Below are 20,373 nucleotides of genomic sequence, written 5' to 3' on the forward strand. Positions count from 1 at the left end.
TCATGCGGCCGATGCAGGCCGGCGATGTCACCGCCACCTATGCCGATGTCTCCAAGCTCAATGCCCTGACCGGCTATGCGCCCAGGGTCGCCCTGGCCGAGGGGTTGGGCCGGTTCGTCGCCTGGTGGCGGGACTGGCGCAAGATGACGAGTTAGAAGCTGCTGGTCCGATGAAGCACTCGATCGAAGCGCGAAATGGACACACGATGTCCGCTTTCTGAGCCGTTAGTGGCCCACTAGCTCCGGTCGCCAGAGTTTGTCTCTTGCCTCCTGATCATTGGCCGCCGCTCTGACTGCGACGGTAACTCGACCGGCACCCCGCCGACTGTAGGCGGCGGTGACCATTTAGGCTCAGGACCCATAGCCAGAAGAGCGCGGTCAGCACCCGGCGATCATCCACCCTGGGGCTGCGGTGGCTCTTAGGAAAGTGCGGCCTGAGCCGATCCATCTGCTCGTCCGTCAGCTAATAAAGGTGGCTCATATCCAGTCCGCTCGCAAAGCCTGAATCAGATCGAGCGCATCACACCAGACTTTGCCTGAACCACTACCTCACCCACCTCGAGGCGTGAGTCGAAAATTCAGCTGCCTTGAGGCTTGCTGAAGAAATCATCAGCAGCCATGCGAACTGTGGATGCACATGCTCAAACCACCCCACTCCCTGATTGCAGACGATGAAGGCGATCACCCATAGTGCTCCCGCCAAGGCGAGCGCCTGTGCCGGGGATTGCGCTGTCCTAACTGCCAACTCCCCAGCTGCCAAAGCGCGTCGGATGATGATCGCGCAGAAAACGATTAGCACCGAAAGACCGATCAGCCCGGTCTCAGCCATGGATCGAACGAAGCTGTTGTGGATTTGACCGACCACCCAGTAGCGGGTCAGACCCCGAAGATGCGCGTCGAGCTCGGCTCGAGCGGACATGCCTTCCATTGATTGATTTACACCGACCCCCCAAATCGGGCTCTCAGTGAAAAGTCTTATTCCGATCTCATAGGATAGTTGTCTTGTATTCCAAGAGTATTGCAGTTTGTCGCTTTCAAGCAATTCGGCCACATAGGGGTAGAGGAAATAAATTCCTGCGGCCCCCAGACCCAGCAGAAAGTAGCGGAGCGGTCCACGTAGAACGAACAACGGGATCAAAAACAGAGCTGCTATGAGCATCAGTCCGCCTGCCTTGCCTCCAGTCAAAATTAGACACAGAATCATGAGGGCGGCTCCGATCAAATTTCGCCGCAGTAAGAAATAGAGCAGAGGTAGAATAATGACTGGCGTGATGGAGTCGCCGAGAAATCCAAAGTTCCGACCACCTTGCAGGCCTTCAAATGATTCACCAAAGCCCAGTATACGCCCACCAAAGATGTTTGCCAGAATAATGAGCGAAAGAGTGGCGAAGGCTATTCCTATAACTTGCTCAAAATCTTTCTTTTTTACGGGCAGGGCCTCAATAGCTATGGAGGGAATTATTGCTGCGGCGAATACAGCCGCGTACTGAATGTTAAATCGGAGATCTGCCGTCACAACGGCTATAGATTGTAGGATCAATACTACTGCATAGGCGAAAGCGATGGAGGGTATTGTCCAAGAGCGTATACGGCTCCTAGTATATACAATGGCACAAACTGAGATCATGGCTACAGTCATGATCTTTAAGACCTTGTATTCATCCTGATCGTTCGAATATAGAAGTGGCGTTAAAAATAGGCATACTGCAAAGATCTGGGCTAATGCCAACCGGCCGGTGTGCGCCGACGAACGGCTTGTGCGGAGGGGCGTTGTCGAACTAGCTAGATGCGACACTGAAGCCTCCTTCCCGTTCGGCCAGCTGCTTACCGGCAAAGGCTATGTGAGGTTAAGTGGATCGACGCGCTGATGCCAGAATGAATTTGGCACTCTGGAAGAACCGCGCCGAATTCAAACTCGGGGCACCATTTCATGGAATGGCGTGTGTGGACGCTGACGTGACCCCCTGGAACGGTGCTGTCAGTCAGCGAACCGGCGGTCCCATTTCACGGAATGGCGTGTGTGGACGCCCCTTCGGATGCAAGTGGTTTTTCGATCAGCTGGCGCGCAGTCAGGTGCTGTCGTGTGTCCGGCCTGTTGATGCGGCTGTTCACACGCGCTGGCCTGTATGGAGATCGCGGATCGGGTCCAACTCGCTTAGGCGCGCTCGAGGCGCTTCGCCAATCCCTGGTTTTCCCGACCCCGTCTTCCGACCGTTGCGCCATACCTCTCTTTGACCTTCCTGCCTCCCCGACGCCTCAAGCCGCTTTGGCGCTAGGCCGCCGCGGCCGGAGCTCTGTAAGTCCCGCCGTGCGCCATGAGCGCCCAGACGATCCTTGCCATCTTGTTGGCCATTGCCACCGTCACCAGCATGCGCGGCTTTCTGGCGAGCATGCTTCGCAGCCAGGGATCAGCCCGAGCGCCGTCGCGCCCGCCGCCCCGGGTCGCGGCACTGGCCCCGAGGATCAGCAGTCGCCGCAGGCTGCGCTCTCCCATTTTAGTGGTCCGCCCCAGCCGCTCTTTGCCGCCGCTGGAGTGCTGTTTCGGCGTGAGGCCCAGCCAGGCGGCGAAGTCGCGACCACGCCTGAACGTGGAGGCGGGAGGAGCCAGCGCCACCAGGGCCGTAGCCACCACTGGGCCGACGCCTGGAATGGTCATCAGGCGGCTCGCCGTCGGATCCTGTTTGGCCTGGGAGGCGATCTCCTTGTCGAGGACCGCGATGCTGACCTGCAGTCGTTCAAGCGTGTCGACCATCACGGCGAGCACCGAGCGCGCCTCCATCGGAAAATCCGCCGCAGGATCCTTCACCAGCTCGATCAGCTTCTCGGCATGCCGCAGGCCGTGCCTGACGACCAGGCCGAACTCCGCCATGTGCCCCCGCAGCGCATTGGTCAGCTGGGTCCGCTGACGAACCAGCAGATCGCGGGTGCGGAACACGATCGCCGCACCTTGAGCCTCGACGCTCTTGGGCGCGACGAACCGCATGGTCGGCCGCTGCGCTGCCTCGCAGATGGCCTCGGCATCGGCCATGTCGTTCTTCTGCCGCTTCACGAAGAGCTTCACATAGGCCGGCGGAATGAGCCGGACTGCCCCGGCTGGAAGCGCGTTGCCTTGGGCGTTTTGCCGTAGCCGCCTCCATGCTCTGGATGCGGTGAATGTCGATTCGTCCTAGCGCCAGCGGTTTGACCGTCGGGTGCATTTCGCGGGCTTTGGCTTTGGCCGCGCCGAACCCATTTACGCCTTCATAGGTCCAGACGTTGGAGCGATCACGACCATGCTTGCCGAGTTCAACCCGGTTCAGGTGGGACGCGCCGCGCTTGCGGAACAAGAAGATCAGTTCGTGACGGGAGCGATAGAAGCTGCCCATCCCGCCAGCCTTCTTGTCCCATACGATCAGGTTCAGCCTATCCAATTCGGCGGCGGACGCCGCAGCGAGCGTGTGCTCGATATGCCGGTGATCCATGCAGTAGTAGATCAGGCCACCATCGATCAGGTTCTCGCGGGCTCTCAGCATCACCTTGGTTGAGAAGGCGGTGAACTCGTCGTCGGACATCTCGCCCGACGCCATGACGAACTCACCGTGCTTGCCGCCGCTCGTGACGTGGCCGGCGATCGCCACATTGTATGGCGGGTCGGTGAAGACGACCCGGACCTGCTCTCCGCCGAGCAGCCGCTCGAAGCTGGCGGGATCGGTGGCGTCGCCGCAGAGCAGCCGACTGTCGCCCAGCCGCCAGAGGTCGCCGACCCGGCTGACCGCCTGATCGGGCAGGGCGGCGTTCTCACGGTGATCGCCGCTGTCGCAGCCGAAAATGATGCTGTCGATCTTGGCCGAGGAGAAGCCGGTCAGCTCCAGGCTGAAACTCAAATCCATGCTCGAGAGCTCCTGGAGCTCCAGCTTCAGGGTCTCGCTATCCCAACCAGCCAGTTGGCCGAGCTGGTTCTCAGCGATGGCGAACACTCGCCGCTCGGCCTCGCTCAGGTGGGAAATGCGGATGCAGGGAACCTCGGTCATGCCGAGGAGGCGGCCTTCCTCGCCCCTGATCTGAAGGCGGCGATCCTCGACGGATGCCAGCCCGCAGGCCTGTCGCTCGAGGCACTGATTCGCAGTGAGATGCCCCTCGACTGGGACGACCAGCGAGTGCTCTACGCCGCTGCCTGATCGGCACGCGGCGCCGCCCCTGATCCACGCTTAAGGCTTCCCTGTTGCGGCGAAAGTCTTCCCTGTTCGGTGCGGACAATTTCCCTGTTCCGTCTGCGGGAATTCTGAACACCGCCAGCCCCCGCTCCAGGCGTGGCGGGCATTCGGGGGGACCTGCCTGCGCCGGCTTCACCCCCGCTTGGTCGGTTTTCCCTGTACTTCCCTGTTAACAGGCTACGCCCAACCACCCGAAAGGGACCCGTCGCTAGGGCTGCGGAGACTTGGGCGGCTAAACGCCCAGTAATCAGGCACGGGGCCTCGAACGGAGACCGGGTTCCGGTCTCTGGGGTCGAGCAAGGTGCGGTAATGTCGGGCAATATTCCCTGAGATCAGGGACACGGAAGCTATCCGTGGAGAGTGTGGCGGAGCCGGAGGGATTCGAACCTTCGGTACCCCTCGTATGGCTTGGCCGACTCGCAACTGCCGAACTCAGTTGTGATGTTGAGCTCTGTCAGCATCGCGGCGCGCGAACAGTTCGCCAACATCGACGCCAAGCGCATCGGCTATCGAGATGATCGTCTCGATACTGGGATTTTCCTCGCCGCGTTCGACGCCGGCCAAGTACCGCAGCGACAGTTCTGCCTCTCCCGCCAGCGATTGCTGTGACCATCCCTTACCCGTTCGAAGAGAGAGGATGTTTCTGCCGAGCTGCGCCTTCCAATCCATGACGCATGGGTCGTCGCAACCGCACGTCGGTAAAAGGTGCTATACTGCTAGCAACATAGTGCCTATTCTGGTGGCCCTGATTTGGTCCTTGTCGGTCTTGTCGTTGTCAGTCCGTTTCTCAGTCGAACGCCCCAAGGCTAACCGATGGTCAGAAATGCATGGCCGCTATGCCCATTGGCTTAAGGCAAGGCTGTCTCACCGTTACGGAGAGGTCGATGCCGAGGACATCGCACAGGAAACATGGCTTCGCTTCGGACCATGTGGCGGCATTGAATCCGTACGCCATCCAAAAGCGTTCCTCCTGAAGATTGCCACTAACTTGGCGGCGGATAGGCTCAGGCGGCACTCCCGTTCTACTCGGCTGGCCGCAGAGGTGGCCCAAATCGATGGGTGGGACGTTACGCAGCCAGCCCAGACGGACGAGCTGTTGGCCAAGCAGTTGGTGCTCAGCTTGCCGCAACCTCTGCGGGATGTTTTTGTGCTATCGAGGATCGGGGGTCTGTCGAATGCGCAGATCGGCGAGCGGCTGGGGATCAGTCCGAAGACGGTCGAGTGGCGCATGACCAAGGCCTTGGCACACTGCGCGGCGCAGCTTCGGCGCTAGGGGTATGGGTATCATGAGCGGCCCGAGGGCGCGGGTTGAGAAGGCGGAGACCGAGGCGGCCGAGTGGCACGCCCGCCTTGGCGCGACCCGCGTCAGCCCCGAGACCATCGAGGCCTTCTTCGCCTGGCGTAAGGACCCGGCCAACGCAGACGCCTATCGGCGGGTCGAGACGGTCTGGACCGACACGGCCGGCCTGGGGCGCGATCCCGAGATCGCCCAGGCCCTTGAGGCGGCCCTGGGGCGGAAACCTGTGAAGGGGCGGCGAGATAGGGTGACCGCAGGACTGTGGGGTCTGGCCGCGGTCGGGGCGGCGGCGGTCCTGGCCTTCGGGGGCTGGGTCTGGATGGAGGGCCGCAGCGTCTATTCAACCGCCGTGGGGGAGCAGAGGCTGGTGCAGCTGGCGGACGGATCGTCGGTCCGTCTGGACACTGGTTCGCGCCTGCGCGTCCGGTTCGACGGCGACCGGCGGTTGATCGACCTGGAGCAGGGACAGGCCCTGTTCACCGTGGCCCATGACACGAGCCGTCCGTTCGTGGTCGTGGCGGGAGAGGCGCGCGTGACCGCCGTGGGCACCGTCTTCGACGTTCGCCGCGAGGCGGGCGAGGTGAGGGTGACCCTGGTGTCGGGGGCGGTCGATGTGGCCGGGGAGGCGGGCAGGGGGGAACGCCGCATGCGCGCGGGCCAACAGGCCCGGGTCAGGGATGCGGAGGTGCGCACGACGGCCGTGGACGTCGCTGCGGAGACCAGCTGGGCGGAGGGACGGGTGGTGTTCCGGGACACGCCGTTGAAGGCGGCGGTCGCCGAGGTGAACCGGTATCTGACGGACAAGATCGAACTGGATGCGCCGGCGCTGGAAGACGAGGCGGTCAATGGCGTGTTCGAGACCGGGGACCGGGAGGCCTTCGTGTCGGCGGCTGCGGCGGGCCTCGGTCTGAGGGCTTCAGCCGGTCCGGACGGTGCGGTTCGTCTGTCTCCGGAAAAATAAATTCGGATGGGCTCCGGGGTAGGCCGGGGTCTGGACGGTCTCTTACCTGACGCGCTGTGGCGTCGAGGGGGAGAACAACCATGAACCGACTGGGCCTTTTGAGCGGGAGCGCCATCGTCGCCTGTATCGCGGCGGCGGGGACATCCGCCTGCGCGCAGGAGAGGCGCACCTTCGACATTCCGCCGGGCGCCATGGGCGATGCCCTGCATGTTTTCGCCGCCCAGTCGGGCGAGCAGATCTTCTTTTCCGGCGCCCTGGTCGCGGGCGTGCGGTCGCCCGGGCTGCGCGGCCGCTATGCGTCCGCCGACGGGCTCAACCGGCTGCTGGCCGGGTCGGGACTGACCTGGTCGCGGACGCGGCCGGGCGTCTTCGTCCTGGTGCGCGGCGTGGGTCCCCAGGGCGCCGACCTCGGGACGGAGGTCGAGGAGGTCATCGTCACCGGGTCGCTGCTGCGCTCTTCGGGAGACCTGGCCTCGCCGGTGGTGATCCTGGACCGGGACGCACTGGACCGACGGGGGTTCGCCACCGTGGCGGAGGCTCTGACGGCCCTGCCGCAGAACTATGCGGGGGCCGCCACCCCGATCGTGCAGACGGCCAATGCCGATCCCGGGGGATCGAACAATGTCTATGCGACGGGCGTGAACCTGCGCGGTCTCGGACCGACCTCGACCCTGACGCTGGTCAACGGGCGGCGGCTGGCCGGGACCGGGTCCCGGGGAGAGTTCGCCGATATCTCGGCCCTGCCGTCGGCGGCGGTCGAGCGCGTCGATGTTTTGCTCGACGGGGCCTCGGCCCTCTATGGCGCCGATGCGGTGGCGGGGGTGGTCAATGTGATCATGCGCCGGAGCTTCGACGGTCAGGAGAGCCGGCTGCGGGTCTCGGCGGCCCAGGGCGGGGCCGAGGATGTCCTGGTCTCCCACCTGGCGGGCCGCACCTGGTCGTCCGGCGCGGCCTATCTCTCCTGGGAACACCAGGACACCAACGGACTGAGTTCGTACGACCGGCCCTATACGGCGGACGGCGACCTGCGGCCCTTCGGCGGCACGGACCGTCGGTTCATTTACGGGACGCCTGGAAACATCGTCACCGGCAATGCGCCGCAGTTCGGGATCCGGCCCAACGCCAGCGGGATGGCGCAGGGCGCGGGAGATTTCGTGGCGGGCGTCGGCAACCTGCAGTCGACCACCCTGGGCGCCGATCTGCTGCCGGCGATCCGGCGCCACAGCGGCTACGGACGGGTGAGCCAGTCGATCGGCGACCGGCTCGAGGTCACCGCCGACCTGCGCTACAGCCGCCGCGCCCATGCGCTGACGGGGCCGGCCAGCGTGGGGGTGTTCACCGTCAACCGATCCAACCCCTGGTTCGTGTCGCCGACCGGGGCGGCCTCGCACAGCGTCAGCTATTCCTTCCTGCGAGAGCTGGGCGGCACCCGTCTCTCCGGCGTGGCCGAGAGCCTGGGGGCGACGCTGGGTCTGCGCTACGAGTTCGACAACGCCTGGTCGGTCGACGCCTACGCCGCCTTCGGCCGGGAGCACAGCGACTTCGGGGTCTACAACCGGGTCCACAGCCGTTTCCTCAATGAGGCCCTGGGGACGATCCCCGACGACCCGGCCACCCCCTGGCGGGCGGCGGTCGACGGCTATTTCAACCTGTTCGGGGACGGGACGGTGAACAGCCGCGCGGTGCTGGACTTCATCGGCGTCGGCTACAGCGAGGCGGAGAACCTGAGCCGGGCCGGATCGGTCAATGTCCTGGCCCAGGGTCCGGTGTTCCGTCTGCCCGGCGGGGAGGTCGAGGTCGCGGTCGGCGCCCTGGCCCGCAAGGAGACCTTCGAGGCGCGCGCGGGGGTCTTCGCCGCCACCGCCGCCTTCGCCTCCACCACCCTTCCGGGACGGGAGCGGTCGATCACGGCCCTGTTCGCCGAGGCCCGCATCCCCCTGGTCGGCCCGGAGAACGGCCGGCCCGGCTTGCGGGGCCTGGAGCTGTCCCTCGCGGGCCGGGTGGAGGACTATGACGACTTCGGGACCACCACCAATCCCAAGGTCGGCATCGTCTGGTCTCCGCTCGAGGGCCTGGGCGTCCGCGCCTCCTGGGGCACCTCCTTCCGCGCCGGCTCCCTGCCGCAGATCTTCGACGCCCAGGGGGCGGGGGCGACCACCCTCACACGTGCGGACGGGAGCCGGGCCCTCGCCCTGTTGCTGATCGGCGGCAACACCGGACTGACGCCCGAAACCGCGGAGACCTTCACCCTCGGCCTCGACTATCGACCGCGCGGGGGCCCGACGTTCAGCGCCAACTATTTCGAGACCCGGTTCACCGACCGGATCGGACGGCCGGCGAACGAGAACCTGGCCATCGCCCTCAGCGATCCGGCCTTCTCGCCCTTCGTCCGGTTCGTCTCGCCCTCGACCAATCCGGCCGACCTGGCCCTGATCGAAAGCTACGCCGGCCTGCCGGGCTTCTCGACCCTGTTTCCGATCAACACCTATGCGGTCGTCGTCGACACCCGCTGGGTCAATACCGGAGCCGTGGACGTCCGGGGCTTCGACCTGTCGGGTCGCTACGGAATGCCGTTCCAGGGCGGTGAATTGAGGTTCGACACCGCCGCCTCTTGGATCCTCGACTACGACACCCGGGCGACACCGACCGCGCCGGTGCGGGCCGTGGCCGGAACCCTCGGCTTCCCGGTCAAGCTGAGGGCGAGAAGCGGGGTGGGCTGGTCGCGCGGCGACCTGCGGCTGTCGGCCCACTGGTCCTATGTCGACGACTACCGGGACCGGTTGGGGGTCCGGATCGACGCCTGGAACACCGCCGACCTCCAGGCCAGCTGGTCGCCCTCCGCCGGGTCGCTTGCGGGGCTGCAGGTGAACCTCACCGTGCAGAACCTGTTCGACGCCGACCCGCCCTTCTATGACGCCCCGACCGGCTACGGCTTCGACGCCGGCCAGGCCAGTCTTCTGGGGCGGGGGGTCGCCCTGCAGCTGATCCGGCGCTGGTGAGTTCGGGCCATGTCGCTGAATTGGAAATCCGCCCTGTGGGCGGCGATGGCGGTCGCCTGCCTGGCCTCGGCCGCAGTGGCCCAGGACCCGCCTGTTTTGAGACCTCTGGCGGTGGAGGACATCACCACCCTGGAGGCCTTCGGGCGCGGGTCGATCTCGCCGGACGGACGCTGGGCCGTCTACGAGAAGCGGGGTCGCTATGATGCGCTGCCGCGCTTCGACTGGGCGCAGCGGTCCGCCTGGGCCGGGATGGAACTGTGGCGCGTCGATCTGACCCGGCCCGGCGCCGCGCCCGAGCGGCTGTACGAAGGGGAAGGGCCGGGCCTGATGCAGGTCGCCTGGTCGCCCTCGGGAGACCGGCTGCTGATCCACCGGTTCCACGACGGCCGGTTCGAGTTCGGCGTCGCGACGATGGACGATGTGTCCGTGCGCTGGACGGGGCTGACGCCGGAGATCCCGACCGTCGGGGCCACGGCGGCCTGGGTCAGCGACGACGCGGTCATCGTCCTGATCCGGCCGGACCGGAGCCTGCCCCAGGTCATGCGCTACTACAGCGGGGTCCAGGATCGCACGACCGGGGCGTGGGAGCGGACGTCGCTGGGCCGGGAGCCGTCCCGGACCGTGGTGGAGACCTCGGGCGGGGTCGCACGCACGGAGGCGGTCGAGCCCGGGCAGGCGCTGGTCCTGATCGACCTTGCAGGGGAGGGGACGCGCACCCTGGTCACGGGCGGGATCATCGACTTCTCCCTGTCGCCGGACAGACGGCGTCTGGCCGTGGTCTCGGAAGGCGAGCCGATCCCCATGGTGAGCGGGCCGATCCTGCAGGCGGAAGCGGATCGTCGCCGCCGGGTGTCGATCCTCTCGCTCGCGGACGGCGCCGTGGCCCGGCCGGCGCCCCATCTCGACATTGCGCCCCACCTGCTGCGCTGGTCGGCGGATTCGAGGGCTGTTCTCGTCTGGGCCCGGGAGGACGAGGTCGCCTGGGACGCCGGCGGGCTCGCCCAGGTCACCACCGACGGGGTGACCCTCGTCGATCGTGGCGGTCTGTCGGTGGGAACGTCGGCCGAGATCCGGCGGGGCGTGCGGGCCGACTGGCTGGGCGACCGGCCCGTGTTGCGCGCCCGACGCGGCGAGGGCCCGTTCGACTGGTTCCGGCTTGAAGCGAGCGGGCCGCCCCGCTCCATCACCGGGGCGGCGAGGACGGCCCCGGCGAGCCTGGCCGCGGTGACACAGGACGAAATCCGGTTCTTCGCCGACGGCGGCCTCTGGGTCGCCGACGAGGCCGGGACACGTCGGGTTGCGGCGAGCGGGGTCAGGGACGCCGGCGCGGGGGACGCCGAGGCGGCCTTCCGGTTGCGGAGCAATGAGGCCCCGCGCCGGGACTGGGTCGTGGCGACGGGCTCGGCCGGCGAGACCCTCGTCGTCCGGGCGGACGGGACGGTCGATCCCCTGGGATCGGGGCCGGCCGACGACCCGCGCAGCCTCGCGGTCTCGGAGGGGGCGGCCCTGGTCCTGACCCGGTCGGGTCTGGTCGAGACGTTTCGATTGCGGACTCCGGACGGCGAGCGGCCGATCGACACGGTCAACGGCCGGCTGGCCGACGTCGGCCTGCCTCGGCCCCGTCCGGTCGATCATCGCGACGGTCTCGGCCGGCCGACGCGGAGCTGGCTGTTCCTGCCGGAGGGGAGGGAGGCGGATGCGGTGGCCGGACTGATCGTCGAGCCCTATCCCGGGGCGACCGAGAGCGGCGTCTGGTCAGGCCCCCTGACCCTGACCTATGGCATCCGGGCCGAGGTCCTGGCGGGGGCGGGGTTCGCGGTCCTGAGCCCGTCGATGCCTGCGGACGCTGCGGCCCCGCCCACGGCGGCGTTCCGGAGCCTCAGCATCGACCTCGCCGTGGATGCCGCCCTGGAGGCCTTCCCGGCCCTGGCCCCTGATCGTATCGCGGTGGTCGGCCATAGTTTCGGGGGGCTGGCGGCGCTGGAGATCGCCGCCCGCTCCAGCCGCTATCGCGCCATCGTGGCCTCATCGGCGCCCACCGACGCCTTCGGCTTCTGGGGTGAGTTCGACGTGGCCACCCGGATCCAGCCCGAGGACGGGGTTCGGATGCGCAATCAGCAGGGGTGGGTCGAGGCCGGCCAGGCGGGGCTCGGCGAACCGCCCTGGAGAGACCCGGGCGCCTATCAGGCCTTCAGTCCCTGGCTGTCGGCGGAGCGTATCACGGCGCCGGTCCTGCTGCTCACGGCGGACCTGGACTATGTGCCCGTGTCCCAGAGCGAACGCGTGTTCAGCGTCCTGCACCGGCAGGGGCGAAGGGCGCGTATCGTGACCTATTGGGGGGAGCACCACGCCCTGTGGAGCCCGGCCAATATCCAGGACCGCTACCGCGAGATCATCGACTGGGTCACAGCCGGGTTCGCGGAGCCCCGGGCCCCGACCGGGCCGCGCCGCGAGTGAACGCGACGGTGCGTTCCGCCCCGCCCATCACAGTGCGCCGTTCAGGGGGTGGGACCTCGCCCGGCGCTCGCAGCCAAGGCGCCTTCGCCCCCTGTCCGGGGGGGGGGGGGGGGGGGCCGGAAAGGAGCATTTTTGGCCTGACCGAGTTACGCAAAGGTACGGTGGAGCTTGGACATGGAAAAGGACGAGGTGTTTGCGCTGCCCGCACAGTGTCGACGGATGCAGAGTGATTGATGTCCGATCAATCCCGATTCACGGATGGCGCCAGCGGCTACGCGTTCAAGCCGCATGAGATGCCGATCCTCCCCGGATCGCCCGCCAATCCGGACCATCCGACGGCGCGCAAAATCGCCTATCTGGTGATCGGCGTGTTTCTCGGGCTGGTCGGCGGTGCGCAGAACGGTTTCTTGCTCGCAAACACCGCGGCGCTGCAGGGCGACATGGCCCTGACGCCGGTCGAGGCGGGATGGATCAGCGTCGCCTTCTACGCGACCTACGCCTGCATGAGCATGCTGCTCTTCCGGGTTCGCCAGGAGTTCGGCGTCCAGCCCTTCGTCCGCTATGCGATGCTCGGTCTGGTCGCCGCCAATCTCGTGCAGCTGCTCGAGCCTGGCTATTCGGCGGAACTTGCGGCGCGTGCTGTCGCCGGCATCGCCGCCAGCGGTCTGTCCGCGCTCTCGATCTACTATCTGATGCAGGGTCTTCCGGCCGCCGCCCGGATCGGCGCCTTGATCCTCGGCATCGGGCTTGCCCAGACCGCCTTCCCGCTGGCGCGGGCCATGTCGCCGTATCTGCTCATAGACGGGGATATCAGTCGCGCCTTCCAGCTGCAGTTCGCGCTCGCCCTGGTCGCGCTCGGGGCCGTGACGGTGTTGAGGCTCCCGCCGGGCTATCGGTCGAAGACCTTCGAAAGGCTCGACCTGTTCAGCATCACCCTGTTCATGGCCGGGGTCACCGCCTTGCTGGCCTTCCTGATTCAGGGGCGCATCCAATGGTGGGACACGTCGTGGCTGGGCGGGGCGCTGGCGATGTCGATCCTGTGCCTCGGCGGCTGTTACCTGATCGAAAGCAACAGACGTCGGCCCATGCTCGACACGCGCTGGCTGTCGAGCCGGGCCATCCTCGCGCTCGCGATCACGGGCGCCGCGGTCCGCATCCTGGTGTCCGAACAGAGCTTTGGAGCCACGGGGCTGTTTTCAGCGCTGGGCTACGGCAACGAGCAACTGACAGGCTACTATATGGTGCTCGCCGGAGCCACGATCGCGGGCAGCATCCTTTCGCTGGTGCGCCTGGATCCGAGGGACCTGACCCGCCCCATCCTGTTCGCGATTCTCGTCATAGCCGTCGCTGCCTTCGCGGACACCCGAACGGGCATCATGTCCCGGCCGGGCGACCTGTATCTGACCCAGGCGGCGATCGGGTTCGCCGCGGTGTTTGCGATGGGGCCGGTGATGATGGAGGGAATGCTGCGAGCCCTCGCCGCGGGCCCTGCCTATGTGGTCAGTTTCATCGCCGTGTTCTCGCTGTCCCAGACGCTGGGCGGTCTGGCCGGGGTCTCGGCGCTTTCCGCCTTCCACACAATCCGCCTCAAGACCCATCTGATCGACGCCGGATCCACGCTCACCGCTGCGAACCCCCAGCTCGCGCGGGAATTGGGTCAGGCGGCGGCGCGTTTTGGAGCCACGATCTCCGACCCGGCGCTGCAGCAACAGGCCGCGGCGGCCCGCATCGCCCAGGAGGCCGGCCGCGAGGCGGCGGTGCTGGCCTTCAATGACGTCTTCTTCCTGATCGGTTCGCTCGCGTGCATCGCCTTTGTCATCGTCCTGGCGCCATGGGTGATGAACCGTCTGCGCGGCCGCAATCCTCTCAGCAAGGAACTGGCCTTCCTCGAAACCATGCGCCCCGGGAACAAATGATGGTTCAGACCGACACGAACGAGACACCGGGCGCCCCCCGCAAAGCGGCCGCGCCCGGGACGGAAGGTCCGGCGGTCGAGGCGGTCGACAGCGCCGATCAGCGCGGCTGGGCGCCGAATGTCTCCCCCAAGAAGCTTGCGCTCGGCGCGGCCGTGATCGTGGCGGGCGTTCTGGCGGCTCTCTATGCCTGGGGTCTTACGCCCCTGAACAGCGGGGCCCAGACGACGAACAACGCCTACGTCCGCGGTCAGACGACGGTCATCAGTCCGCAGGTCGCCGGGTATCTGGTCGAGGTGCTGGTCAAGGATTTTGACCGTGTCCAGCAAGGCCAGTTGCTGGCCCGCATCGACCCGGCGTCCTATCAGCAGCGGCTGCAGCAGGGAGAGGCGAACACCGCCGCCCAGCGTGCGACGCTCGCCAACAGCCAGCAAAGCCTGCGCTCGGGCGAGGCGCAGATGCGCTTGCAGGACGCCACGGTCGCCATCGCCAATGCAGGTCTGGAAAAGGCGCAGGCGGATATGCGCCGGATCGATGAGTTGGCGGACGAAGGGTCGGTCTCGCTGCGCGAACGCGACCAGGCGCGCGCCGCCCTTCAACAGGCGGGGGCAGGGGTGCGACAGGCACAGGCCCAGCGGGCGATCGCCGCCGAGCAGTTTCGTTCGGTCCAGGTCGGGCGGGGCGCGCTTCAGGCCCAGGTCGAGGGGGCGGACGCCTCTCTGGAGCTGGCGCGGATTGAGCTGTCCCGCACCGAAATCCGCGCGCCGCGCGGCGGGCGCCTCAGCGAGATATCGGCCCGTGTGGGCCAGCTCGTCTCCGCTGGCACGCAACTGATGTATCTCGTCCCGGACGATCTGTGGGTGACGGCGAATTTCAAGGAAGGCCAGACGGCCGGGATGGCGGTGGGACAACGTGCGACCCTGAGAGTCGATGCGCTTGGCGGGGCGGAGTTGAGCGGGACGGTGCAAAGCATCGCCCCCGCGGCGGGCAGTGAGTTCAGCCTCATCAAACCCGACGCCGGGGCGGGCAATTTCGTCAAGGTGCCGCAGCGGATCGCGGTCCGGATCCAGCTCAACCCCGACCAGGTCCTGGTGGGACGACTGGGCCCCGGCATGTCGGTCGTCGCCACGGTCCATACCGGGGGCGGTCAATGACCATGGCCCGGCGCTCCCGGCTCGCCCTGTCCCTTGCCCTGGGGGGCGTTCTCGCGCTCGGCGGCTGCGCGCCCCACCTGCGGCCGCTTCCGGCCGGTGTCGCGATCCAGCCGCCGCTGGAATGGCGCACGGTCTTGCCCGACGCGGCTCCTGCGGACCGCCGCTGGTGGGACGGGTTCGGGGACCCTCAGCTGGCGGCGCTGGTCGAGCGCGCCAGAGCCGCCAATGCCGATGTCCAGCTCGCCGCCGCCCGGGTCGAGGAGGCCCGGGGCGCCGAGGCGGCCTCGCGCTCCCTCCTGTTTCCGACGCTCGAGGGCGGACTGACGGCGGGCGCACGGCGCGAGGTTTCGGCTTTCGGGCAGGGCCAGGATTCGCTGGTCGCCCAGCCGCAGGTCCGGGCCTCGTACGAGGTCGACCTTTTCGGTCGAAACCGCGCCGGAGCCGGGGCGGCGCAGGCCGGCGTCGCCGCCAGCGAGGCCACTGAGGAGGCGGCGCGTCTCTCGGTGAGCGCGGCGACCGCCAGCGGCTATGTGACCCTGCTGGCGCTCGATGCGCGCCGGGACATCTTGCGCCGCACGCTGGAAGGACGGGAACTGGCGCTGAAGTTCGCGAGAGACCGGGCCGAGGTCGGCTACACGTCCGAGCTGGAACTGCGCCAGGCGGAAGCGGAGTATCAGGCGACGGCGCAGCTGTTGCCCCAGGTCGAGGCCCAGATCGCGCGGCAGGAAAACGCCTTGTCCGTCCTGATCGGCGAACCGCCCGGAGGTATTGTTCGGGGCGGTTCGCTCGCTGCCCTGCGCCTGCCGCCGCCCCCCGCGGTGCTGCCGTCAGAGCTCCTGCGCCGCCGACCTGACATCGCCGCGGCCGAATACCGCCTGGCGGCCACGGATGCCCAGATGCGGGCGGCCCGGGCGCGTTTCATGCCCACCCTGGGCATCAGCGCGACGGCGGGCGCCGCCTTCTCCGACCTGTTGGCCGATCCGGTCGCGCTCTGGTCGATCGGCGGCAGCCTTCTGGCTCCGATCTTCAACGCCGGACGACTGCAGGGCGGGTTGGATGTCGCGACGGCGCAACGGGATCAGGCGGCGTTCGCCTATCGAGGAACGGTGCTGAACGCCTTTCGCGAAGTCGAGGACCGTCTCGTGCTCCTGTCCCGGCTCAGCGATCAGAAGCGGTCGCTGGAAGCCCAGCGCAACGCCGTCGCGGACGCCGTTCGGCATGCCCGGAACCGGTACCGCGCGGGATACACGCCCTATATCGAACAGGTCGATGCGGAGCGGAGCCTGCTGGCGGTCGAGTTGTCGCTGGTCCAGCTGAACGCGGACGAGCTCAACGCCCTGATCGGCCTGTATCAGGCGGCGGGAGGCCGTCCTGACGGCTCCGAACGAGCGCCGGGTCGCGGAACGGTCGGCGTGATGAGTCCGTGATCGGCCCCTGACATCCGAGGCGGGGCGTATGGAGCGCCGCCCACGGGAGGCCGGCCCGCCCGGCTGAAGTCCGGTCCCGGCGGGCGCGCGTTTGCCTCTTCGATAAATGCCGGCCGATGTGCCATCGTGCCCGACGGCCTTGGGCGCACAGGAAACGCAGCGTCGCCCGCGCCGGCATGAGGACAAGATGCGAGCCACGTCCAGATCGGTCCTCTTCATCGCCGCGGCGGTCTTGGCCGTCGTTGTGACGGCAGGGGTCGTGGTGTTGTCTGGACGGCCAGCCGAAGTGGCGGTTGTGGAGATCAGGCCCCGGACGGTCGAGCAGGCCCTGTCGGTGGTCGGCCGCGCCCGTCCGACGCAGCTGGTTCAGGTCTCATCGCCCAACCCCGGCCAGGTCGTTCGTCTGTTTCACGACGAGGGCGACCGCGTCGCGGCTGGCGACCCCCTGGCGGTGATCCTGGCGAGCGTCGAACAGGCTCAGACCGAGGTCGATGTGGCGCGCGCGCGCGCCGCCCGCGCGGAGGCGACGGAAGCCAGGCTGCAGCATCAGAGAATCCAGACCCTCCATGAGCGGGGCTTCGCCGCCCGGGCGGCGCTGGACGCCGCACGGGCAGCCCTGGACACGGCCGAGGCCAATGTGGCGGCCGCCTCCGCCGCTGTGCGGGCCTCGGCGGAACGCGCTCGGGAGTTCACCATTCGCGCGCCGATGGCCGGGGTGGTGCTGGTGCGCCCCATTGACAACGGCCAGGTCGTGGGGGCGGGCGAGACCCTGTTCGAACTGGGCTCGGCGACCGGCGTCGAGATCCGCGCCGAGGTCGAGGAGGCCTACGCCGATGCACTCAGGCCCGGTCAGGCGGCCCGCGCCGCCCTGTCGGGATCGACAGACATCTTTCCGGCCCGGGTGACCGAGGTTTCGCCCAGGGTCAATTCCAGCACGGGCGGGCGCATGGTCCGGTTGGCTTCGCAAGGCGCCGAGGGTCTTTCACCGGGTCGTTCGGTCGATGTGACCATTATCGTGGATCGGCGCCAGGGTGCGATCGTCGTGCCGCGCAGCGCGGTGGTGGACGCCACCGCCGCCGCCAAGGTCTATGTGGTGGATGGCGACGACATCGTGCGGATCCGGCCGGTCACCGTGGTGCGCTGGCCCTCGGTCAACGCCATCGTTGCTACGGGGCTGGGGGCCGGGGACAGGGTCGTGCTGGAGCCGGGCTCCACGACCCCGGGCGCGCGTATCCGCCCCGTGACCCCGCCGCCGGGGGGCTGACGCCGTGTTCGCCCTGAAGGTCGCACAGCGGTATCTGCTGTCAAACCCGTCCCAGACCCTGCTGCTGATCGCCGGCGTCGCCCTGGGGGTGACGGTCTTCGTCTTCATCACCGCCCTGATCGCCGGCCTTGCCATTCGACTGACCGAGCAGGTGACAGGCAACAGCGCCCACATCAGCCTCGAGCCGCCGACCCGCATTGCGCGGGTGTTGGTCGGACCGGACCTGCCGGTGGAATCCGTGGCCCTGGTCTCCACCTTCCAGCGGCGGCAGATTCGCGACTGGCCGAGGGTGGTCGCGCTCCTGCGCGCCAATCCGGAGGTGTCCGCCATCAGCCCCCGGATTTCCGGCAGCGCGTTTCTGATCAAGAGCGAAGCGGTGCAGTCCGTGGCGATTATCGGCGTGGAGCCGCAAGGGATCGACGCCATCTCCCGCATCACCCCGACCATCATCGACGGCGACGGCGACCTCGGGGCGGACGGGCTGTTGATCGGCGTGCGCCTTGCCGAGGACCTGGGCCTGGGCGCCGGCCAGCCCATCCTGTTGCGGACCGAACGGGGCGTGGAACGGCAACTGACGGTCAGGGGTGTGTTCCGCAGTGGGCTGCAGAGCCTGGACGAGCGCGTCGCCTTCCTGTCCTTGCAGACGGCCCGGCCATTGTTCGTCCTGCCCGAAGGGGTGACCAATATCGAGGTCAAGCTCAAGGACCCCGACGACGCCCGGGCCACCGCCCGTTTCCTGGCCGATGCGACCGGGTTGCGCGCCACGCCATGGCAGGAGAAGAACCTGAGCCTCGAAGACGCCCTCGTGGCGCAGGGGCGGACGGGTACGATGATCCAGGTCTTCTCGCTGATCTCGATCATCATCGGGGTCGCCAGCGCCCTGGTTCTGTCAGCCTACAGACGGCGCGGTGAGGTCGGGATCATGCGCGCCTTCGGCGTGCCGGGCGGCTTCATCCTCTGGGTGTTTCTGTTGCAGGGGCTCTTGATCGGCTTGATCGGAGCGGTGATCGGATGCGCCACAGGCTATGGTCTTTGTCTCTGGCTTGAGGGGATCACCAGTGTCGATGGCGTCCCGATCCTGCCGATCGCGCCGGCGCAGGGCGGCTATGTCGCCGCTCTGGTCCTGACCACCCTGGGAGCGACGATCGCCTCAATATTGCCCGCGCGCTCGGCGGCCAGGGTCGATCCGTTGGAAGCCATCCAGCAATGACGCGGGTGCTGGAAGCGCAAGGCATCGAAAAGGTCTTCCTGAACGGCGACGAGGAAACGCGGGTGCTGAAGGGTATCGACCTGACGCTCGACAAGGGAGAACTGGCGGCGCTGTCAGGGGCGTCGGGATCGGGCAAGTCGACCCTGCTGTCGATCATCGGCCTGCTGTTGCGTCCGACGGCGGGAAGCCTGACCATCAGCGGCGAACGGGTGGACCGTTTGTCGGAGCGGAAGCGGGCGCAGTTTCGCAATCGCCGGCTGGGCTTCGTCTTCCAGTTCCACCATCTGCTGCCCGACTTCACGGCGGTGGAAAACGTCGCCTTTCCAGCCGCCGCGCCCGCCGGTGGGATCTCGCGCGATATGCGCGCCCGCGCCCGTAGTCTCCTCGAGCGGGTGGGGCTGGAAGACCGCATCGATTTTCCGGCCACACGGCTGTCCGGGGGGCAGAAGCAACGGGTCGCCATCGCCCGCGCCCTGATGAATCGGCCCGACCTGATCATCGCCGACGAACCAACCGGAAATCTGGACCGCGAGTCCGCGGATCGTGTGCTGGATCTGATGCGCGAAGTGAACGGGGAAGACGGCGCGACCTTCCTGATCTGCACCCACGATGAAAGCGTCGCCGCGCGGTGCAGCCGCAGACTGACGCTCAGGGACGGGGAACTGGTGTTGGACGCTAGCGGGCCAGTCCAAGAGTCTTCCGGCTAGCCTGCTTGGGCGACGTCCGACGTTCGGCCTGCGAAAGGCTTCCTGGCGCGCCTCTAGGGCCAGTACCCTTCGAGATCACCGAGGCCGGGGCCGCTCGAGGGCTCCTTACCCGAAACAGACCTTGCGATCGTCGTCCGGGAGCCAGACGCTGTTGTTGGAACAGTTCGAACCCAAGGTCCGCTCCGGGTCGGGAACCGTCCTGGGCAGCGGCCCACAGATGGGACTTCCGCGACATGGCGCGCGCTATCACGTGTCGCCATATGCCGGACCACCCTCTAGGCTCCACGAGCTGACGTTTGAAGGCGGATCAACCGCCATGTCAGTCCAGAGGAAACGAAATGCGCACTCTCTATTTCGCCGTCGTCGCGGCCGCCCTGTCACTGGCCGCCTGCTCCGAGAATACGGAAGACAAGGCAGCCGCCACTGCAGATAATGCTGGAGCGACAGTCGCTTCTGCTGCGAGCGACACCGCCGCAAACGCAGACGCCGCTGCCGACAGCGCCTCTGCCGCAACCAGCGAGGCGGCAGCCAACGTCGATGCAGCCGCCGACACGGCCGCTCGGAAAACAGAGGCGGCTGCCGATGCCGCGGCCCGAACAGAGTAGGTCGTCGCAGAACGACGCGCCGGAGATCAACTCGGGCGCGTCGTTCGATCGTGCAGCTGCGGACGTTGCGGTTTAGTTGAGGCGATGCTTCAGACCGCTGATCGTATCGTGGTCAGCCTTGATCGACGCATACTCTTCAGCCACGCGCTGGCGGAGTGTGTCGGGAAGATCGGTGTCCTTGGTGGCG

The 20,373-nt window shown here is 67.3% G+C and carries 14 protein-coding genes and 4 pseudogenes; 13 read left to right on the forward strand and 5 right to left on the reverse strand.

The window, feature by feature from the left end; all coding sequences use genetic code 11:
- A pseudogene (locus tag RMO01_RS06815) lies at positions 1 to 155 on the forward strand (protein CapI); the annotation flags it as partial.
- 205 nt (positions 156 to 360) lie between these two features.
- Here the strand turns inward: RMO01_RS06815 and RMO01_RS18090 are convergent.
- From RMO01_RS18090 to RMO01_RS18095, 4 genes and pseudogenes are all read right to left on the reverse strand, one after another.
- Positions 361 to 447 (reverse strand): annotated as a pseudogene (locus RMO01_RS18090) (IS5/IS1182 family transposase); the annotation flags it as partial.
- 96 nt (positions 448 to 543) lie between these two features.
- Positions 544 to 1,515: an O-antigen ligase family protein gene (locus tag RMO01_RS06820; protein ID WP_309628291.1), complete on the reverse strand. Its 972-nt coding sequence runs from the start codon at positions 1,513 to 1,515 to the stop codon at positions 544 to 546.
- A 756-nt stretch (positions 1,516 to 2,271) separates the two neighbouring features.
- A pseudogene (locus RMO01_RS06825) lies at positions 2,272 to 3,102 on the reverse strand (IS110 family transposase); the annotation flags it as partial.
- 124 nt (positions 3,103 to 3,226) lie between these two features.
- Positions 3,227 to 3,616 (reverse strand): annotated as a pseudogene (locus RMO01_RS18095) (DNA methyltransferase); the annotation flags it as partial.
- Here RMO01_RS18095 and RMO01_RS06835 point away from each other — a divergent pair.
- Entirely contained in the window at positions 3,578 to 4,156 is a 579-nt protein-coding gene (locus RMO01_RS06835) for a hypothetical protein (protein WP_309628293.1), read from the forward strand. The pseudogene RMO01_RS18095 and the gene RMO01_RS06835 overlap by 39 nt on opposite strands.
- Positions 4,157 to 4,624: 468 nt before the next feature.
- Here the strand turns inward: RMO01_RS06835 and RMO01_RS06840 are convergent, their stop codons facing one another.
- Positions 4,625 to 4,861, reverse strand: a complete 237-nt coding sequence (locus tag RMO01_RS06840; RefSeq protein ID WP_309628294.1) for a helix-turn-helix transcriptional regulator — start codon at positions 4,859 to 4,861, stop codon at positions 4,625 to 4,627.
- 154 nt (positions 4,862 to 5,015) lie between these two features.
- Here RMO01_RS06840 and RMO01_RS06845 point away from each other — a divergent pair, with 154 nt between their 5' ends.
- The 11 genes from RMO01_RS06845 to RMO01_RS06895 all read left to right on the forward strand — a co-directional run bounded on the left by RMO01_RS06845 (position 5,016) and on the right by RMO01_RS06895 (position 20,186).
- Positions 5,016 to 5,465, forward strand: coding sequence for an RNA polymerase sigma factor (locus tag RMO01_RS06845; RefSeq protein ID WP_309628295.1), 450 nt, complete (start codon positions 5,016 to 5,018; stop codon positions 5,463 to 5,465).
- 13 nt (positions 5,466 to 5,478) lie between these two features.
- Complete coding sequence (locus tag RMO01_RS06850) at positions 5,479 to 6,450, forward strand: FecR domain-containing protein (protein WP_309628296.1); 972 nt, start codon at positions 5,479 to 5,481, stop codon at positions 6,448 to 6,450.
- Positions 6,451 to 6,530: 80 nt separating this feature from the next.
- Positions 6,531 to 9,449, forward strand: coding sequence for a TonB-dependent receptor (locus RMO01_RS06855; RefSeq protein ID WP_309628297.1), 2,919 nt, complete (start codon positions 6,531 to 6,533; stop codon positions 9,447 to 9,449).
- 9 nt (positions 9,450 to 9,458) lie between these two features.
- Entirely contained in the window at positions 9,459 to 11,906 is a 2,448-nt protein-coding gene (locus RMO01_RS06860; protein WP_309628298.1) for a prolyl oligopeptidase family serine peptidase, read from the forward strand.
- Between the two features lie 233 nt (positions 11,907 to 12,139).
- Positions 12,140 to 13,822, forward strand: coding sequence for a hypothetical protein (locus RMO01_RS06865; protein ID WP_309628299.1), 1,683 nt, complete (start codon positions 12,140 to 12,142; stop codon positions 13,820 to 13,822).
- Entirely contained in the window at positions 13,822 to 14,973 is a 1,152-nt protein-coding gene (locus RMO01_RS06870) for an HlyD family secretion protein (RefSeq protein ID WP_309628300.1), read from the forward strand. The genes RMO01_RS06865 and RMO01_RS06870 overlap by 1 nt, the downstream gene beginning before the upstream one ends.
- 2 nt (positions 14,974 to 14,975) lie before the next feature.
- Positions 14,976 to 16,400: an efflux transporter outer membrane subunit gene (locus tag RMO01_RS06875; protein WP_309628301.1), complete on the forward strand. Its 1,425-nt coding sequence runs from the start codon at positions 14,976 to 14,978 to the stop codon at positions 16,398 to 16,400.
- A 187-nt stretch (positions 16,401 to 16,587) separates the two neighbouring features.
- Positions 16,588 to 17,664, forward strand: a complete 1,077-nt coding sequence (locus tag RMO01_RS06880; protein WP_309628302.1) for an efflux RND transporter periplasmic adaptor subunit — start codon at positions 16,588 to 16,590, stop codon at positions 17,662 to 17,664.
- A 4-nt stretch (positions 17,665 to 17,668) separates the two neighbouring features.
- Complete coding sequence (locus RMO01_RS06885; protein ID WP_309628303.1) at positions 17,669 to 18,874, forward strand: ABC transporter permease; 1,206 nt, start codon at positions 17,669 to 17,671, stop codon at positions 18,872 to 18,874.
- Positions 18,871 to 19,581: an ABC transporter ATP-binding protein gene (locus tag RMO01_RS06890; RefSeq protein ID WP_309628304.1), complete on the forward strand. Its 711-nt coding sequence runs from the start codon at positions 18,871 to 18,873 to the stop codon at positions 19,579 to 19,581. The genes RMO01_RS06885 and RMO01_RS06890 overlap by 4 nt, the downstream gene beginning before the upstream one ends.
- Before the next feature lie 338 nt (positions 19,582 to 19,919).
- Entirely contained in the window at positions 19,920 to 20,186 is a 267-nt protein-coding gene (locus RMO01_RS06895) for a hypothetical protein (RefSeq protein WP_309628305.1), read from the forward strand.
- The last annotated feature ends 187 nt before the right edge of the window (positions 20,187 to 20,373 follow it).

It is taken from the genome of Brevundimonas sp. (genome assembly GCF_031412435.1).
In the GTDB taxonomy this organism is placed as follows: Bacteria; Pseudomonadota; Alphaproteobacteria; order Caulobacterales; family Caulobacteraceae; genus Brevundimonas.

What these genes read in the sequence shown, in the direction of transcription:
- RMO01_RS06875 (WP_309628301.1), top strand. Translation starts at nt 14,976, where the DNA reads ATGGCCCGGCGCTCCCGGCTCGCCCTGTCCCTTGCCCTGGGGGGCGTT.
- RMO01_RS06845 (WP_309628295.1), top strand. Translation starts at nt 5,016, where the DNA reads ATGCATGGCCGCTATGCCCATTGGCTTAAGGCAAGGCTGTCTCACCGT.
- RMO01_RS06895 (WP_309628305.1), top strand. Translation starts at nt 19,920, where the DNA reads ATGCGCACTCTCTATTTCGCCGTCGTCGCGGCCGCCCTGTCACTGGCC.
- RMO01_RS06870 (WP_309628300.1), top strand. Translation starts at nt 13,822, where the DNA reads ATGGTTCAGACCGACACGAACGAGACACCGGGCGCCCCCCGCAAAGCG.
- RMO01_RS06880 (WP_309628302.1), top strand. Translation starts at nt 16,588, where the DNA reads ATGCGAGCCACGTCCAGATCGGTCCTCTTCATCGCCGCGGCGGTCTTG.
- RMO01_RS06860 (WP_309628298.1), top strand. Translation starts at nt 9,459, where the DNA reads ATGTCGCTGAATTGGAAATCCGCCCTGTGGGCGGCGATGGCGGTCGCC.
- RMO01_RS06865 (WP_309628299.1), top strand. Translation starts at nt 12,140, where the DNA reads ATGTCCGATCAATCCCGATTCACGGATGGCGCCAGCGGCTACGCGTTC.
- RMO01_RS06840 (WP_309628294.1), bottom strand. Translation starts at nt 4,861, where the DNA reads ATGGATTGGAAGGCGCAGCTCGGCAGAAACATCCTCTCTCTTCGAACG.
- RMO01_RS06855 (WP_309628297.1), top strand. Translation starts at nt 6,531, where the DNA reads ATGAACCGACTGGGCCTTTTGAGCGGGAGCGCCATCGTCGCCTGTATC.
- RMO01_RS06850 (WP_309628296.1), top strand. Translation starts at nt 5,479, where the DNA reads ATGAGCGGCCCGAGGGCGCGGGTTGAGAAGGCGGAGACCGAGGCGGCC.
- RMO01_RS06890 (WP_309628304.1), top strand. Translation starts at nt 18,871, where the DNA reads ATGACGCGGGTGCTGGAAGCGCAAGGCATCGAAAAGGTCTTCCTGAAC.